At 54.6% G+C, this 17,383-nt stretch carries 11 protein-coding genes; 9 read left to right on the top strand and 2 right to left on the bottom strand.

Going from position 1 to position 17,383, the window contains the following annotated elements; translation table 11 throughout:
* Window positions 1–729, top strand: a 729-nt coding sequence (locus tag RSSM_RS01250; RefSeq protein ID WP_044300490.1) for a DUF1559 family PulG-like putative transporter, incomplete at its 5' end; no start/stop codon positions are given.
* Between the two features lie 21 nt (window positions 730–750).
* Here the strand turns inward: RSSM_RS01250 and RSSM_RS01245 are convergent.
* The gene (locus RSSM_RS01245; protein ID WP_008673622.1) at window positions 751–1,860 is read right to left on the bottom strand and encodes a pyridoxal phosphate-dependent aminotransferase; all 1,110 of its coding nucleotides are present in this window, start codon (window positions 1,858–1,860) and stop codon (window positions 751–753) included.
* A gap of 81 nt (window positions 1,861–1,941) precedes the next feature.
* On the opposite strand from RSSM_RS01245, the gene RSSM_RS01240 reads away from it, so the two are divergent.
* The 7 genes from RSSM_RS01240 (at window position 1,942) to RSSM_RS01210 (ending at window position 12,171) form a co-directional block, all read left to right on the top strand.
* Complete coding sequence (locus RSSM_RS01240) at window positions 1,942–3,267, top strand: glycosyltransferase family 4 protein (RefSeq protein ID WP_008673621.1); 1,326 nt, start codon at window positions 1,942–1,944, stop codon at window positions 3,265–3,267.
* A 208-nt stretch (window positions 3,268–3,475) separates the two neighbouring features.
* The gene (locus RSSM_RS01235; RefSeq protein ID WP_236620869.1) at window positions 3,476–4,927 is read left to right on the top strand and encodes a DUF3108 domain-containing protein; all 1,452 of its coding nucleotides are present in this window, start codon (window positions 3,476–3,478) and stop codon (window positions 4,925–4,927) included.
* Between the two features lie 11 nt (window positions 4,928–4,938).
* Window positions 4,939–6,978: a sensor histidine kinase gene (locus RSSM_RS01230; RefSeq protein ID WP_008673617.1), complete on the top strand. Its 2,040-nt coding sequence runs from the start codon at window positions 4,939–4,941 to the stop codon at window positions 6,976–6,978.
* Window positions 6,978–7,670: a response regulator transcription factor gene (locus RSSM_RS01225; protein WP_044300485.1), complete on the top strand. Its 693-nt coding sequence runs from the start codon at window positions 6,978–6,980 to the stop codon at window positions 7,668–7,670. Before RSSM_RS01230 ends, RSSM_RS01225 begins: the two co-directional genes overlap by 1 nt.
* A gap of 922 nt (window positions 7,671–8,592) precedes the next feature.
* Window positions 8,593–9,783, top strand: coding sequence for a DUF1559 family PulG-like putative transporter (locus RSSM_RS01220; protein WP_008673612.1), 1,191 nt, complete (start codon window positions 8,593–8,595; stop codon window positions 9,781–9,783).
* Window positions 9,784–9,993: 210 nt separating this feature from the next.
* Window positions 9,994–11,283, top strand: a complete 1,290-nt coding sequence (locus RSSM_RS01215) for a hypothetical protein (RefSeq protein ID WP_008673610.1) — start codon at window positions 9,994–9,996, stop codon at window positions 11,281–11,283.
* Window positions 11,284–11,574: 291 nt separating this feature from the next.
* Window positions 11,575–12,171 carry a thioredoxin family protein gene (locus RSSM_RS01210; protein WP_044300484.1) on the top strand — a complete coding sequence of 199 codons (597 nt, stop codon included), beginning with the start codon at window positions 11,575–11,577 and terminating at the stop codon, window positions 12,169–12,171.
* Between the two features lie 129 nt (window positions 12,172–12,300).
* Here RSSM_RS01210 and RSSM_RS01205 read toward each other — a convergent pair whose 3' ends face one another.
* Entirely contained in the window at window positions 12,301–13,443 is a 1,143-nt protein-coding gene (locus tag RSSM_RS01205; RefSeq protein ID WP_044300487.1) for a S1C family serine protease, read from the bottom strand.
* 880 nt (window positions 13,444–14,323) lie between these two features.
* On the opposite strand from RSSM_RS01205, the gene RSSM_RS01200 reads away from it, so the two are divergent.
* Window positions 14,324–17,383: SdrD B-like domain-containing protein (locus RSSM_RS01200; RefSeq protein ID WP_315849999.1), on the top strand; the 3,060-nt coding region annotated here is incomplete at its 3' end.

Genomic DNA, 17,383 nt, shown 5'->3' with positions numbered 1-17,383 from the left:
TCGGATCCTGGTAACGGGTCGCCCGGATTGGGGCGGACCAATTTCGCGGTGTGCCTTGGCGACGCGATCGAAGGTTTACATGAGGGTCTGTGGCGGTACGAAGCCAACCAGTGGGCCCCGACCGGTCGCGATCAAATGCGGGCGACCGGTCGAGGAATGTTTGTGCCGAGGATGGTGACGACGTTTGATGACGTGACCGATGGACTCGCAACAACGATCATGCTCGGCGAGATTGCCACCGACCTTGGAGACAGGGACACTCGAACGACACCCTCGATTCAAAACGGATGGTCGGGCGGCGTTTTAGATAACGTCCAAATTTGTCGCGACCAAATCGATCGTACCCGACCGATGTTTTGGGACGTCGCATCGACCGTTCAGTTGTCGGCGAATCCCGCCCAGGGACGTGGTCACCGGTGGGCGGACGCGATTGCGTTGATGACCGGATTCAACACGGTCCTGCCTCCCAACCGGGAACTCTGTTTCGGTGGCGATGAAACAACTATCGGAACGTTAACGCTCAGCAGTCGCCACCAAGGCGGTGCTCACATCGCCATGGGCGACGGTTCCATCAAATTCATCACCGATTCGATCGAGTGCGGGAACCAAAGCCGAACCGTTCAGTTGAACGGAACAGCCGAATTCGCGCCGGGGAGCCCCAGCGTTTTCGGGTTATGGGGTGCGTTGGGAACACGAAACCAATCCGAATTGATTGATGACATACTCTGAGCCGCGAAGTTCGTTACCCCGTTAAGCTTTGGCGAGTTTAATTAACAACTCCGCACCGCGCCGGAGAGTCTCGTCGCTGGCGGCGAAGCTGATTCGGAAGTGAGAATCCTTCTGGCTGAAGATATTGCCAGGGATGATCAACAATCCTTGCGAGATGGCTCGCTCGACAAACGCGGCACCGCCTTCGTTTCCGGGTGCTTTGGGAAATAGGTAGAACGCCCCGCCCGGTGATGTCAATTCGTAGTGAGGTGACAACTGTTCGACGAGGTAGTCGCGTTTCTTGCGATACTCGTCAACGTTTGCTTTCATCGAAACTTCCATCGCTCGCAGGGCACCCCACTGAGCCGGTTGGGGCGAACATACAAACGAGTACTGTTGGATCTTCAGCATCGTTGCGATGACCTCACGTGGTCCGTGGACGTAGCCAACACGCCATCCCGTCATTGCGTGTGATTTGCTAAATCCATCAATCACAATTGCGTCGGGGTTGTCCGAGGCGGGCGAGTAAAAATCACCGTCATAGAAAAAACGGCTGTAGATTTCGTCCGAGAGCAACGCGACGTTGTGCTTGGCGGCGATTGCGGCAACCGCCTTCAGGTCCGCCTCCGTTGCAGTCACGCCGGTGGGGTTTGCGGGGCTGTTGACCAAAACCATTTTGGTTTTGGGAGTGATCGCGGCCTCAATTTTTTCCGGATCGAGGCGGAAATCGGGATAAGAATCGACCATTACCGGTACCCCGCCGCAAAGGCGAACGAGAGCCGGGTACATGACGAAGTAGGGATCGAGGAAGATCACCTCGTCGCCCGGATTGACCATCGACAACATCGACAGGACGAGCCCGCCACTGGTGCCGCTGCTGATAAAAACATCCCGGTCTTGGCCAGGGTATTTTTCGTTCACTTCGGCCAGGACGGCGTCCCGCAGCGGAGCGATTCCTTGCGTCGGTGAGTACGCGTTGCGGCCGGATCGGATCGCTTCGATCGTGGCGTCTTTGATTTCATCGGGCACGTCGAAATCGGGCTGGCCGATCGACAAGTTGATCGGATCTTTGAGTTTTGCGGCAAGATCAAAGACACGGCGGATCCCGCTGCTGTCAAAAGAGGCCGTGCGTTCAGCGATCCATGGGTGCATGATGACGTCGATGTATAGTGGGTGAAACGGATTGGAAAGCCCTAGTATCGGCGTTGTTTTCCCTTTGAACAGTGATCTGATTTGAAAATCGTCTATCTCACCGCTGGTGCCGCCGGAATGTATTGTGGCAGTTGCATGCACGATAATTCGCTCGCCAAGGCGATGCGAGCTCTCGGCGACGACGTGCTGCTGCAGCCTGTTTACACTCCGATCCGCACCGATGAGATGGATATCGCGTCGGATCGGATTTTTCTCGGTGGTATTCAAGTCTACCTCTTGCAGCAGTTTCCGTTACTACGATGGGTGCCCCGGTTCATGCGGTCCTGGATGGACCGGCCCGGCATTATTTCCGCAGCGACCCGCCGTGCCGTGGGAACCGATCCGGCAAAGCTCGGTGATCTGACTCTGTCGATGCTCCGCGGTTCCCATGGACGCCAAGCCGGTGAAGTGGAACGATTGGTCCAGTGGCTCGAAACGGAGATCCATCCCGATGCGATCATCTTTAGCAATCTTCTGATCGGCGGCATGATTCCAGTGATCGCAAAACGCCTGCCGAACACAAAAGTGGTTGTTGTTCTGCAAGGCGATGATCTTTTCCTCGAGCAGCTTCCCGACGACGTTCGCGCTGAAGCGGTTGAGTTGTGCAAAGGCCTTGCCGCCGACGTCGATACGTTCGTGACTCACAGTCGATTTTATCGAGACAAAATGAGTGAACTGTTCGATGTTCCGGAGTCGAAGTTCGATGTCCATCCTCTCTCGATCGATTTGAAACCGTTTCGCGAGCAAGCCGCGGAGATCGAGACGCCCGCGACGAAACCCGATGACACCAATCACGCCAAGCAATCAGGCGAGTTTCGAGTTGGCTTCTTTGCCCGGATCGCTCCCGAAAAAGGGCTGCATGTGCTTGCCGATGCGTTTGAGAGGTTGGCGACGGATCCTGCCCATTCACACATCACGTTGCACGCGGCGGGATGGCTCGGTGAACACAATCAGTCCTATCTCGATCAGATTACGTCATCGTTGAAGGCGGCCGGTTTGTCAGATCGGTTTCACTACCATGGCAGCCCATCGCTCGAAGAAAAAGTCTCGTTGATGCGAACGTTTGATCTGCTCAGCGTTCCTGCGCCGTATGAAGATCCGAAAGGACTGTTCTTACTCGAGGCGATCGCTTCGGGGGTACCGGTTTTGCAACCCGCCCACGGTGCGTTTGTGGAACTAGTCGAAGCTACGCAGGGCGGAGATTGTTTTCCACCCCATGATGTCGATGCTCTTTCGAAAGCAATCGTTGAACTGAGCCGCGATGGCGAACGTTTGAATCGTTATCGTTCCATGTCTCAAGCGATGCTCGAACAGAATCACAGTATCGAGGCTGCCGCGACGCGGATGCGGGCAACCTGTTCCTCCTAGGCGACGCGTGCTCGAAGGGGCGATGCAAGGCATTTTTGCACGGAAATAACCGCTGCAAATTTCTCGGTGTCAGAACCACCGACGTAACACAGTGGTAACATTCGGTTCTTACTCTGTACCTCGAGGGTCGGCGAAATGCTTTGCCGGCAACCTGACGGTTTCACGCATGTGGCCTCATCCGTCAATCAGAGTATGAAGGAACCTAGAAATGCAAAGAAGAATCAGTGTGCTGTGGCGAGCAAGTGCCACGGCTTTGATGGTCTGTATCGTTTCCGTGCTCGCGATCCCGATGGCGTCCGCAGAGAGTCCATCGGAATTGTTGGAAAAAGGAATCTACACGGAAGAAACCGTCGGCGATCTCGCCGAAGCGATCCGGGTTTACAAACAGGTCGTTACCGAAGGAAAAGAATCGCGGACCGCGGCGGCACACGCTCAGTACCGAATCGGGTTGTGCTACGAAAAGCAAGGTGAAACCAAGAAAGCCACGGACGCGTTCCAAGCGGTCGTCGACGAATATCCCACCGAGAAGGAATTGGTCGCACAGGCGAAATCGCACCTCCCGAGCGAACTGCAGTTGTTGCCGGCGCCGTGGGGCGAAGGTGACGAGCTGATTTTTGAAATGAAGTTGCAGACCGGCTTGGGCGTCGGAATGCAGGTGTTCCGGATCGCGAAGTCAAAGCTAGACGAACGCGACGTTTGGGAATGCCAAAATTGGCAGATCGTTACCATCAACGGTCAAAGGGGAAAGAGCCGTGTGTTCGCCGATGCAAATACGTTTGCACCGATTCAAAGTACATGGAAACACACCATGCTCGGAAAGGCCTCGGCAGAGTATCGCGATGGCGAGGTTCGTATTCAGTTGGCAAACAAGAACGAGCCCGTCGTTCTGAAGTCGGACGGATCCTGGTTTGATAATGAACAAGCCGCTGAGGTATTTCGGCGAATGCCGCTCGAAGAGAACTACCAAACGAAGATTCGCGTCATCTCGTCACTCGGGGCGGCAGAGATACCGATCGGATTGGAGGTGACAAAGCTGGAATCGATCACGGTTCCCGCGGGAACGTTTGAGTGTTTTCAACTGAAACTCGAGATTGGGCAAACATTTTGGATCTCCAACGACGAGCATCGCTATATCGTCAGGTTCGAAGCCGGCGGCGTGACCGCGGACCTTACCGAAATACGGAACTCACAAGAGTCGATTCAGACAACGGTGGAACGCGAACGATTTTCGGTGAAACTGCCTGCCAATTGGTACGCCTATACGCCAAACTCCCCGGATCAGAACGACGATCCGTCGACGCAGATTATTGACCCCAACGCATCAATGGACGCCAGGATTGAGGGCGGCCCGCTAAAGAAACTTCAGGCCAAACACGGTACCGTGCGACAGTGGTTGGAAGCATCCTTGGCCGAGTACGAAAAGCGTATCTCCACCTTCAAAATCGGTGGCGAGGGGATCCAAACGGTTCGAGTCGGAGATCGCGAAGGTGTTTCGGCGGTGTTTGAGTATGTTGAAAACAACAAAGCTAAGAAAGCAAGGCGAGTTGCCGTGTTCGGTGATGAGTCTGCCGTGAATCTTCGTTTTACCGCAGATGCAGATATCTTTGAAACGTTGCAACCATCCTGCGAGCAGATTCTCGCCAACTTGAATCTTAAGTAGAGCCCGCGATCATGCGTGACGACCGCTTGGCGTGGCCGATCGTATTGCTGTTGTTGATCGTCCTCGTGCCCTCGTTGGGCATGATGTGGATGATGCGCGAAGCGGTGGAGAACGAACGTCTCGCATCCGATCAACGGTTGCGAGAGGCCTACGTGATTCAACTGCAGTCAGGGAAGAAGTCTATTCGTGATCGATGGCGATCACAGATGGAACACGGCGTCGCGTTGCTCGCGACCGATACACCGGCGATTGTGTTTCAACGTTTGGTATCGAGCGGATCGGTCGATGGTGTTTTGATCCGTGACGGCGACGGGAAGATTCTCTATCCCACCGTTTCCGTTCTCGGTCAAAACTCAGTTGAAATTCGAGTCCCACGTTGGCGCCGGGCACAGCGGTTAGAGTTTGCCGAGCAGGATTATGCGGCCGCTCGTGACCTCTACGCTGAACTCTCAGAAGAGCAACTCGGCGATGAAGATCGTTGCCGAGCGATGCAGTCGAGGATTCGTTGTTCGCTCAAACTCGATGAGACCGACATCGCATTGACCCTTCTCGAACAGCTCAGCGAGGATGACGAAGCTTTCGACGGTCGTGGCCGTTCCTTTGCCGCTACGGCTCAGTTGCAAATGCTCGAACTATTGGATCCGGGTACGGAGCCGTATCGTTCGGTGATGACACGTTTGGAGAATCGGCTGAACGATTACAGCAAGCCCATGGTGTCAACGCAGCGGCAATTCTTGATGAGCCGGTTGTTGGATATTGATTCTTCTTCGTTGACATTCCCGACCCGAGATGCGGAACTGCTCTCATCGGAGATGATGTCGAATTTCAATGAAGCATCGGTGCAAAACGAATTGAAACCGACATCGGATCCCGATCTCTGGACACGTATGTCCAAGGATGGACGGCTCGTCGAATGGCACCGTGTCGCGAATTTGAAGCAGCGACTGATGGCGTTGACCGATAACGTGCCACTGGCCTCAGGGATCGAATTTGTGATCTCGCAACCGAATGAACAATCCACCGGGATGATGGATGTTTCGTTGGGAGCGGGCTTTGGGGGTATGCGATTGGGACTCGCCGAATCCTCGCCGAACTGGGAGGAAGCCAAAGCAAGTCAGAACCGGGTATTGCACGCTTGGATTGCTTGGTTGGTAGTCTTCGTCACCTGTGTCCTCGCGTGGTTGTTGTCGAGAACCCTGAAGCAAAGACTGCGACTGGCTCGACTCAAGAATGATCTCGTTGCGACAGTCTCGCATGAACTGAAAACTCCGCTGTCATCGATCCGGTTGCTGGTCGATACCTTGTTGGATTCCGATCGCGATGCAGCGAATGAGCAATCGATAAAACGAGATCGAGAATACCTCGAACTGATCAGTCACGAGAACGCGCGACTGACACGTCTGATCGACAACTTCTTGACGTTTTCACGAATCGATCAGGGACGTCAAGACTTCGAATTCGAATCAATCGATTTGCGAGACGTAGTTGGTCAAGCGATCGCGATCTTTCGCGAACACTGGAAAGAGGTGGATTCCTGTTTGCGAGTCCAGCACACCTCACCGGCAACCATCATGGGTGATAAGGACGCGCTGGTAGCGGTAGTTGTGAATCTTCTGGAAAACGCGTGGAAGTACAGCGGCGACAATCGGCAGATAATTCTCGTGACAGGTGTCGATGGTGAATCGGCGACGTTGAAAGTTGAGGACAACGGCATCGGACTGAACGCTCGCGCGAAGAGACGCGTCTTCGACCGGTTTTTCCAGGTCGATCAACGGGTCGCGCGGAGTCGGGGTGGATGCGGGTTGGGACTGAGTATCGTTAGTGCGATCGTTGAGTCCCACGGTGGGGCAATCAGCGTCGAAAGTGAATTTGGTGTCGGCAGCACGTTTACCGTAACGCTGCCTGGTGTCGATAAGCATGACGCCGGTGAATGCGATGGTGATGAGCGCGATGTCAATGAACGCGATGTCGATGAGCAAGGCATTGATGAGCAAGGCGTCGATGGACATGCTCGACATGCTGACGTCGCGGCTCGTGAGGAAACGCACTGATGGATCCATCCAAGCACATTTTGATAGTGGAAGATGACCCTACGTTGTTACGAGGGTTGAGCGACAATTTTCGTGCCGCCGGATACGAAGTCTCAATGGCGACCGATGGACAGCTCGGGTTAACGCTTGCTCTGACACAACCGCCCGACGTGATGTTGCTCGACATTATGTTGCCCAAAATCAACGGCTATGATTTATGCCGTCGTGTACGTCATGAGAAACACGATTTTCCAATCGTGATGTTGACCGCCAAAGGCCAAGAGGAAGAGATTGTCCGCGGATTGGAACTCGGGGCGGATGATTACGTCACCAAGCCGTTCGGGATACGCGAATTGCTGGCGCGAGTCGCTCGTCTCCTTCGACGCGATCGAATCGATAGCAAACAGGTCGTTCTGCTCGGTAAGTTGGTTCTCGATCGCGACGCGCGCCAACTGACGCACGACGGGGAGGAAATCCCATTGACGCAGAAGGAGTATCGCTTGCTGGACTATTTCGTCGCGAACCCACAACGGGCATTAACGCGGAGCAGCATTCTGGATGCGGTTTGGGGCCGTTCGATTATCGTTAGCCACCGCAGCGTCGATCGTTGTGTGACGACGCTGCGAAGTAAAGTCGAGACTCAACCGGGGCAGCCCAAAATGATCCAAACCATCCGAGATATCGGCTATCGGTTTGAAGTGCCCAAGACATAGACCGTTCGATCACAAACGGGCGAACCGACTTCAGTCGAGCACCGGTGTGTGTGCATTTGGGTCGTCCGGATCCGTGCTCGCGTTCTCCACGGGGCCAACGACCGAAGGTTGAGAACTCATTCCCGAACATCCCGTCATCATAATGATTCCGCCCACCAGACATAACGTCATACACTGCAACGCTGACTTCATTTGATTCCTGCTTTCTGCTGGAACATTTCCAGCAAGGTGTCAAAGGTTCTGATTTCGGATAGACGTTGATAATGTTTTAAGAACCTATCCGAATGCTCCGCGGCTGATCGGCATTCGCCGCGGTTCTCGGATAGGTTTTAACTTGATTTGAGCATCCCGACGCGAAGTAGTTGAGCGACCAGAGTCGGTACGGGTCACCTCTATTGATTATTGCCCCATCCATAAAACATTCGATGTGGTGTTTTCGCATTCGAAAGCAGATCGAATATTTTCTTAGTTGGCGTCGAAGTCAAGCAAGAAACCAATCAATGTTGGATTGCCGATAGCCATGGAAAGCAATGCTCCCTAAGACGCTGTTGTGGGTGCGCGATCATTGAAAAGATAAGACAGTCAAAGTCCATGGATTAATTACCGCTGATCGAAAAGTTGTTTGGTCCTTTGACGTGCGAGCGAAGAATGTCTGTTGCAGGCACATATCCGATGATTGTTCATCAAACAAGTTTGGGATTTGTGAGGAGATCGCCTCCGCTGATCATGACTAAGGGGCCACATGTGCGTTTATTATCTATGAAGTAGTTTTTGAAAAATTGTGCGGACGAAAGAGGCGACTTCGGAAGTAGATAGGGGATGCTGAATCAAAGCAGTCTGACGGAAAGGCGTGCATTTTGTTTCGATCGGATTGTCTGCATCACAGAAAATGGTATTCCCGATAACGTCTAAGGAGCTATGAATGTCGAAGAAGAAAGAACGAGTTTCGAACGGTTTTACTCTGGTTGAGCTGCTCGTTGTTATTGCAATTATTGGAGTGTTGGTTGGACTTCTGTTGCCGGCGGTGCAAGCCGCACGCGAGGCCGCACGGCGAATGAGTTGCAGCAATAATTTCAAACAGATTGGTTTGGGGATTCACAACTACCATGCCGCATACAACGCGATGCCGAAGCATGGAGGTGGTACCAAGGCGATGCCTACAGGGCGTGTCAGTGACAAGAACAATACAACGTTATTGAGCTTTCTGGTTGGCTTGACACCGTTTGTGGAACAACAGGCGATTTGGGAACAGGTGACAACCGGTCGCGATTCTTCCGGCGCTGCTTACCCTGGAATGGGACCATCACCGTGGATCGTTGACTTTGATCCATGGGCATCCAATATTCCGACCTTTCGTTGTCCCAGCGATCCGGGGCGTGGACGGTCCGGAAGCGGCCGAACGAACTACGCTGCCTGTTTGGGTGACGACGCGTTCATGGCGTTGTCCGGTGGGAAAAACTCCACAGATGTTTATGAAGACATCGCGGGCATGTGGGACCGACTGCAGTACCTTGAGACTGGTACCACCGAAAACAACACGACGGCTCAACTCGCCCGAGCGAACTGTCGCGGTGCGTTTCAAGTGCGGCATCAGTTGAAATTCCGCGATATTCTCGACGGACTCGCGAACACTATCATGTGCGGCGAGATCGCGACCGGGCTCGGCAATCGAGAAGTGGTCGGCGAAATCGCATGGGACGTTACCGATGTGATCGCCGACAATGGCGACATCAATGTGCAGTTGTGTCGTGATCGGCAAAACCCCGATCGACCCCGCTTTCTGATCGGTGCTGTCAATAATTCTTCGCGAGCCCGTGGTTATGCGTGGGCGGATGCACGTTTGAGCTACAGTGGTTGCATGACGATCATGCCACCGAATAGTCCGAGCTGTTCGCGTGTGGGCGAAAATGAGCAGGCGATCGTTTCGATGGGAAGCCGCCACCAAGGTGGGTGTCACGTCTTGATGGCAGACGGAGCGGTCAAGTTCATCACCGACAGCATCGAAGCGGGAACTCAGTCTGACACTCCCGCGACAGGTGCGGAGAGCCCATACGGCCTGTGGGGGGCTCTCGGAACACGTGCGTCGCGGGAAACTATCTCCGGCGAATTCTGATCGCAACGAACGGGTCGCCGGCGGACCAACCGCGGTACGCAGCGCAAAGCACGAAAAACGAAGATAGACGAGTGAAGAGAAGACGGTAAGGTACGTCGTTCGATAGGCAAGTCGACCGGTGCGATTGATTGAATTTCAATCGTCATCGCACCGGTAAGAATTGTTTCGACAACGTGATGCCTGTGGCCGATTCTCTCACTGGACTATCTGATGTTGATCCGGATTGTTGCGTTCATCGTCTTGTTGGTTGGGGCCGCTGGTGGACTTGCTCACGCGGTCGACGGCGCTCCTGACCAAACAGTAGACGGCAAACAACAGCGTGTGCCTTTCACGCTGGTTTCCGCCATCACGCACGTTCAGCCGATGACCGGAATCGTGCTGTGGTCCGACAATCCGAACGTGGATACTGATGCGATTCAGTTGGAGTTTCGGTACTGCGGCTATGACGAAGTGGTTCGGCCAGACGGCAGCTATGATTTCAGCCGGATTGAAACGCTGCTTGACGCGGCTGCATCGCGAAACCATCAAATGGTGTTGCGTTTCTACTTCGTTTATCCCGGCAAGGAAACGACGGTTCCAGAATTTATACGAAGTCGGTCCGACTACGAGGAAACCGTTGCGAAGAGTGAAGGAAAGCGAACGCATTTTTGCGATTGGGGCAACGACACGCTGCAGCAATTCACTCTCGATTTCTATCAGAAGTTTGCCTTGAAGTACGATGAGGATCCTCGATTAGCCTACCTGGAAACGGGATTCGGTTTGTGGGCGGAGTATCACATCTACGATGGACCGCGAAAGTTGGGTGTCACCTTTCCGAGTAAACGATTTCAGGCTCGCTTTCTGCAGCGGATGCAGTCATCGTTTCGACACCTGCCGTGGATGGTCAGCATTGATGCGTCGGATTCACGCTATTCGCCGATCGAAGGCAACGCAGAGCTGATGTTGTTGCGGTTTGGGGTTTTCGATGACTCGTTTTTGTGCAAACAGCACGCTCGAGAAAACGAGAACGATTGGAAAATCTTGAGATCCGATCGTTGGAAACACTCGCCAGGTGGTGGTGAATTTAGCTACTACACGAATCTCGACCAACGAAACGCTCTTGCTGCAGATGGCCCCCATGGGATCGCGTTCGAAAGCGATGCACGGAAGTTCCATATCTCTTTCATGATCGGAAACGACCAGACACGGTATCAATCGATGGAACGCATTCGGCAGGCAGGTCTGTCGACCGGTTACCGGTTTCGGGTCACCGACGCGGTACGAAGTGGTTCGACCGTGGAGTTGCAGGTCCGCAATGAAGGTGTCGCGCCGCTGTATCGGGATGCTTTTTTCGCGATCGGTGGACAACGCGCCGGCGACTCATTGAAAGGACTGTTGCCTGGAGAAACCATGACGGTGCGGTTGGCTGATTCAGAGCATCCGACAGAGCATACGCTTTCAATCGAAAGTGACCACATTCTACCGACGCAGGAGATTCAGTTTGTCGCGGATCTGCGGTGAGGCAGTGTCGCGACGGGACTTTGATGAACTTGATTGTCGGACTGTAGTTCTCCGAATTTGGGTGTTCGAGGTGCGCGACACTTGGAACGCATTCGAGCACTGATCCGTCGATCGGACAGTTTTGTTGCCGGTCTGATAAAGTGTGGCATCGTGTTTTGGTTGCTCGTACCGTGTTTGGGCTGTTTCTGAATGCCTGAGCACATGGTTACGACTGAGCGAAAATTTGCTTAAATTTCTCGCTGCGTGTTCCTATCTCGAACGACTGTCTCCTCTCAAATCTAGAAATTTCACATGGTCCGTACTGCTTCGACAATGATGCCGCTTGGCACCGCCGCACCTGAGTTTTCGCTGCCGGAAACCGACGGAGGCAACGTCTCGCTCGCCGATTTCAAAGACAGCAAGGCTTTGTTGGTGATCTTCATGTGCAATCACTGTCCGTATGTGAAGCATGTCGCCGAACAGTTGAAATTACTCACCGACGAGTACATGCAGCACGGCGTTGGTGTCGTTGGAATCAACAGTAACGATATCGCCAAGTATCCGGACGACAATTTTGATGCGATGAAGAAGGAGAAGGGAGATCGCGGGTATGCGTTCCCGTACGCTCTCGACGAAGATCAGTCGGTTGCGATTTCCTATGGTGCCGCCTGCACGCCGGACTTTTTTCTCTTTGATGCCGATCACAAGTTGGTCTATCGCGGGCAACTCGATAGTAGCCGTCCGAGCAACGGTGAACCGGTAACCGGAATCGATCTGCGGACTGCAATTGACGAGACGATCGCCGGACGTAGCGCGGCTGTCGAGCAAAAGCCTTCGATCGGTTGCAACATCAAGTGGAAAGAAGGAAACGAGCCAGGATATTTCGATCCGAAGGGAAGCGGATACTAAGACTCCATCTGCGCGCCTTGCGAAGTTGAGAACCCGATTCGCCGGCGGGAGTTGGCACCGGGGCGTCCTGTCGCCACTACGGCGAACGCCGACCGGCGATGAGTGTTCCGCCAGGTTTCGTGCATGCTGCTAAGGCATCTGTCTCAGGGTGACTTCCGTGCGGTAGCGTTTGCCGTCACGCAGGATCACCATCTCGAGCGGTTCGTTGGTCGGGGCCATGCCGACGCGGGCAACGAGATGGTCATCGTCCTCAATCAGGCAACCGTCGAACTGCAGAATAATGTCGTTGTTCTGCAGTCGTGCGGCTTCGGCGGGTGAGCCTGCTCGGACGTTCTTCACGCGGGCACCGCCGAATTTCAGTTCGTCTTCGTGGTAGAGCGAAGACACACTATCAGGGCTGATTTTCATCGAGGCGTATTGACCCGACCCGGTGGGGAACTCGGCTGCGGCGAATTCTGGATCGAGCGTGACACCGAGATAACCTCGGCGAAGTTCCCCGTGCAGAATCAGTTCTTCGGCAACCCGTGCTGCCATGTTGATCGGGATGGCGAATCCAATGCCCTCGCTGCCGCCGCTGCTGCTGGCGATTGCCGTGTTGAGTCCGATAACTTCGCCGCGGAGGTTCAGCAGTGGACCACCGCTGTTGCCTGGGTTGATTGCGGCATCGGTTTGGAAGAAGTCCTGCAAATCGATGCGTTCTTCGCCGAGAGACAGATCGCGACGTCCTTTGGCACTCATGATCCCGAACGTGACCGAGTGGCTCAGGCCAAAGGGGCTCCCGATGGCGATAACAAAATCGCCGATTTGGACGAGATCACTGTCTGCGATGCGTGCGGCAGGCGGCATCCGCTCGGCCGCGGGCATCGGTCGACGTCCGCCTCCGCGTGAGCGATAGGGAGCGGTGGTCAATTTCATGACCGCGACATCCGTGCTGGCGTCCATCAGGATTTTGTCCGGAGCCCAGCGTCGACCGTCGCTCGTTCGCATGACGATTTGGTCCGCCGAGGCGCCTTTGATGACGTGTCGGTTTGTCAGGACCCAGCGATCGCCGGCGATTTCGAGCACGACGCCGCTGCCAGCTTCATCGTATGACTCCGCCGTGGCGCCCTTGCCCGTGACCTTGTGGGCTTCGATATGGATAACGCTCGGTTTAACCAGTTGCGAGACGCGTCGGACGAGGTTTCCGAGACGGTCGAACTGAGCGACTTCTTCGGCGAGCTCGTTGAATAGACGCTCTCGATGGCTGTCGATCTGACTGCCTGTTGGCATCATCCCGAGGGTGGCACGGGGGGAAGCGTTGGGCTGCGCGTATTGAGCAGACGGTGGGTATTTGGCGGCCTGTGGATACTGTGCCGAGCGGGAGATCGGTCCCGTCCGCGACAAAGGCGCCGAACTGTCCTGACCCAACACGGGGTTGGGCGACGTGAGGCATTGCCCGACGACGACTGCCGAGAGCAAGACCGCCACTAGGTTCACCGTTTTCGGGGGTGAAAACGTTGGATTTTCGTCGTTTTTTTGGTTCCAGCTCGGCATCGAGACCCTTTCCATCAAAAATGACCCCGACTCTCGTTTGGAGCCCGGACGCCAGGATTGTAGGCATCGTCCAGGCCACCGGACCAGCTTTGAGAATCAGCGACATTCAGTCACGACTGCCAAAACCCGATTAATCGGACTGCCTGCAGGTGGCGGTTATGTTGATTGTTCGTGAAATGCCGGTGATTTCGGTTGTTCTGGTTGCGTCGCATATTTATCCTCTAGCGGGCGATCTATGCGTTTTGATGCGTCCTTCTGTGCCCATCTTGGGTATCGGAAGATGGCGTTCTGGATGCGAGGCCGTGCTCATTCGTCCATTTGTATCGAGCGGTTTTTTCTTATTTTGCCGGTCGATTCATGGGGTTATCTGGACTCTGTATGGTTGCGTTCTGGCGACCTAGCAACGGGAATTATTGGATTATTTTGCATCATGAAACGCTTCAATTCGCATTCACTCCGCTCGTGGTGGTCTCGAGACGAGAAAGATTCGTCAGGCCGTTCCCATACGACAACACAACGACGCCAAAGGCTAGCGACCGCGATCGGCGGGGCCGGAAATCCAAGGAGGAGCCACAGGAGATCTTTCGTCGAGAAACTTGAAGACCGGCATCTTTTGGCGGTGGTCAGTGGTGAGGTCTACATCGATGCCAATCAGGACGGATTGAAACAGGCGGGCGAGGCCGGAGCCGCTGATGTGCGCGTCTATTTGGATCAAAACACCAACGGTCGTTTGGACGCGACCGAAGCGTCGACTCTAACGGATGCCGATGGACTGTATTCGTTCCCAACGGTGTCCGCGGGAAACTATGAGGTGCGTCTCGCGCCCGAGCCTGGTTTCGTCCAAACGGCTCCGGCTCTGACCTTCGGTTGGAATGATACGGTTGTCCAAGATAGCAATGGCGATTACTTTCGCGCCGCCCAGTTGTTTCAGGTCGATCTGGATGGCAATGTGGAATCCATCGGCCAGCCAACACGCAGCCGCATGGACGGTCTCGTGCGTGTTCGCGATGACTCTTTGATCGCGATCGATTCGCGAACAGATGAAATATTCAATGTGAACCCTTATTCGGGTGAACGCATCCGTGTCGCCGAATCCAACTTGGACTTGGTTGGTGGCGTCGCTTACGACCGGGTGGGCAATACGGTCTACACGCTGATTCGCGACAACCTCGGTACTTCGACACGGAGTCTCGCTCGACTCGATATCAATACCGGAACGGCAACGGTAATCGGTGGCGGCTATGAGGGGCTGAACAACGTGACCGATATCGAGTTCGATGCTAGCAACGAACGCGTGATTGGTTTTGATAACAACGACGACGAGTTCTTCGCGTTTGATCTGAACGGGGCGGCGCGAACGTTGGCACGATCTCTTGTCACGACGATCGATCCGGATACCGGAGCAACGATTGAAACCGGAAAGATCGATGCTGATTCGATGGCCCTGGCAACCTCGGAACAGTTGGTTGACGTGCTCCCGAATGGTCCCGTCGACACGTCGACTTATGTTTGGATGTTCGATGCGGATGACAACGGACGGACGTCCACGCTGCTCGTTGAGATTCCCGACGCGGCAGCCAACGTAGTCGAGACGGCAATCGTCATGGATGGGATCGACGTTAGTGAACCGGTGCGTGCGGTCGCACTGACACGAAGTGCGGTCGGCAACAATCCCCGCAACATATCGGTAACATCGTTTGAGTCTCGGGGCGGAGTGAACTTTGGGATCGCCGCCGATGTGATCGGTTTCCGCGTCACACCGAGCAACCCGTTGACGGGACCAGGGGCGTTGAGCCAATCCGGTGTCACGGTCGTTGGTGGTGCGGTGGGAGCCGACTTTGTCGAGGTCACTCTCAATCGGGAACCAGCATCGAACGTTGTTTTGGATCTGAGCATCGAGAGTCAAGTTGGAGGTGATCCGGGAGTCATCTTGGATACCAATCAGCTCGTGTTCACGCCGGACGATTGGACAGAGCCACGGCGGATCATGTTGTCTCCGGACCCGAATGATCCGGTTGCTGTCGTCACACCGAGCGTTCTGACGGTGTCGGTCGATGAAGCGAATTCAGATTCGTCCTGGCAAAATTTGGCCGACCAATCGTTGCCCGTACGCACGCTTCCTGAGGTGGATCCGGACCAGTTTTCCACGCCGGTGATCAACGAGGTGTTGGTCGATGGATGGGCGTCGCTAGATGTCAGCGAAACAACGGATCAGTACATCGAATTGCGGGGGCAACCCAACGAAGTTCTTCCTGAAGGAACTTATTTCGTTGTGATTGAAGAGGCCTCGAGCCGTATCGGTGAAGTAAACACCGTCATCGACCTCAGTGGGCAGTCGTTTGGAGCGAACGGATTCCTGGTTCTTTTGCAGGCCGGGCATACCTATAGCACCGCGTTTGGCGCCAATGTTCTCGAAAGTGATGAATCTGGGTTCAACGGGCTGCCCGGTGGGATCTACTCGAGCTCTCAGAGCGACGGCAGCATTGATACGTTGTTTAGCAATTCGAGCTACTTTTTGATCCAGTCTGACACCGCACCGGTCGTCGGTTTGGATATCGATACGAACAACGACGGGTTTATTGATCCGGCGAGTCCCGCGGTCAGTTGGGACACGTACGATGCCGTGGCGATGCACGAGTTTAGTTTTTACGAAGCATCATTCGCTCCCATCGTTTTCATTGAATCCTTCTCGGATCATCACCGATCGGTGACCACAAACAGCCGTGGACAAACGCTCGTTCAATCAGAAGGTTTTGGTTATGTAGGCCGGATCGGTGATTCGATCGGCAGCGACGAAAACGATTGGGTTTATGGATCGATACGCGATGTCGAGCCGGGCTTCTGGGGTGGTGAATCCGATCCGGAAGGATTGTTCGAGTTCTATCAGGAACACGTCTCTTATCCTGCCTTGTTCGATCATGCTCTCGATCACGTCGGTGAGAGCAACTTTGTCGGTGGCGTGCGAGGCCAAATCACTTTGTTACCGTCGGCCGGTGATATCCTCAACGGTATCTCAGCCGACACGCGTCTACCGGCCGAAGGCGTGACCGTATTTGTCGATACCAACGGAAACGGCGTTCGTGACAATATCGTAAAAGTGATCGAACCCAACGAGTTGCTCGTTACGCTCGACGCCAACGACGCGGTGTCGCTCGATGATGAGTTGTCGCTGACGCAGGAGGTTGACGGCGTAACCATTTCCTGGGATCGATCCAACGGTACATTCGTAACCGACGACATTGTGTCGGCTCGACAAAGCGTCAGTGGTCAGGTTGTTGGCAACCGAATTTTTGCTGCGGGTCCGTTTGACACCTTTTTCGGTTCGTCGGACACGCTGCGATTCGATTTCTTCCAACCTGTTACTTCGGTGTCGATCGACGTCATCAATTGGTCGTCGAGTGAGTTTACGACGGTTTACGGTCGTCTGGATGCGTACAACGCGGATGGTCAACTCGTAGCGTCGACACGCAGTGAAGGCGTGAGCGGTACGCGTCGAAGCACGATCACCGTGTCTGCTCCCGGCGAGGAAATCGTTCGGGTTCAAGCATACGGCGATAGCGGAAGCGCGAGCTTCGACACACTCCGCTATGTACAACCCGAAGCCGCCGCGGTAACGGACGAGAACGGTATCTACGAGATCAGTGGTCTGTTCCCAGGCAACTATGAGCTCGCGGTGTCA

Source organism: Aporhodopirellula sallentina SM41 (assembly GCF_000346505.1).
Lineage (GTDB): Bacteria > Planctomycetota > Planctomycetia > Pirellulales > Pirellulaceae > Rhodopirellula > Rhodopirellula sallentina.
Note: the sequence above shows the minus strand (reverse complement) of the source record. Positions and strands in the feature narration are given on the sequence as shown.

What these genes read in the sequence shown, in the direction of transcription:
- RSSM_RS01245 (WP_008673622.1), bottom strand. Translation starts at nt 1,860, where the DNA reads ATGCACCCATGGATCGCTGAACGCACGGCCTCTTTTGACAGCAGCGGG.
- RSSM_RS01235 (WP_236620869.1), top strand. Translation starts at nt 3,476, where the DNA reads ATGCAAAGAAGAATCAGTGTGCTGTGGCGAGCAAGTGCCACGGCTTTG.
- RSSM_RS01230 (WP_008673617.1), top strand. Translation starts at nt 4,939, where the DNA reads ATGCGTGACGACCGCTTGGCGTGGCCGATCGTATTGCTGTTGTTGATC.
- RSSM_RS01225 (WP_044300485.1), top strand. Translation starts at nt 6,978, where the DNA reads ATGGATCCATCCAAGCACATTTTGATAGTGGAAGATGACCCTACGTTG.
- RSSM_RS01220 (WP_008673612.1), top strand. Translation starts at nt 8,593, where the DNA reads ATGTCGAAGAAGAAAGAACGAGTTTCGAACGGTTTTACTCTGGTTGAG.
- RSSM_RS01215 (WP_008673610.1), top strand. Translation starts at nt 9,994, where the DNA reads ATGTTGATCCGGATTGTTGCGTTCATCGTCTTGTTGGTTGGGGCCGCT.
- RSSM_RS01210 (WP_044300484.1), top strand. Translation starts at nt 11,575, where the DNA reads ATGGTCCGTACTGCTTCGACAATGATGCCGCTTGGCACCGCCGCACCT.
- RSSM_RS01205 (WP_044300487.1), bottom strand. Translation starts at nt 13,443, where the DNA reads ATGATGCCAACAGGCAGTCAGATCGACAGCCATCGAGAGCGTCTATTC.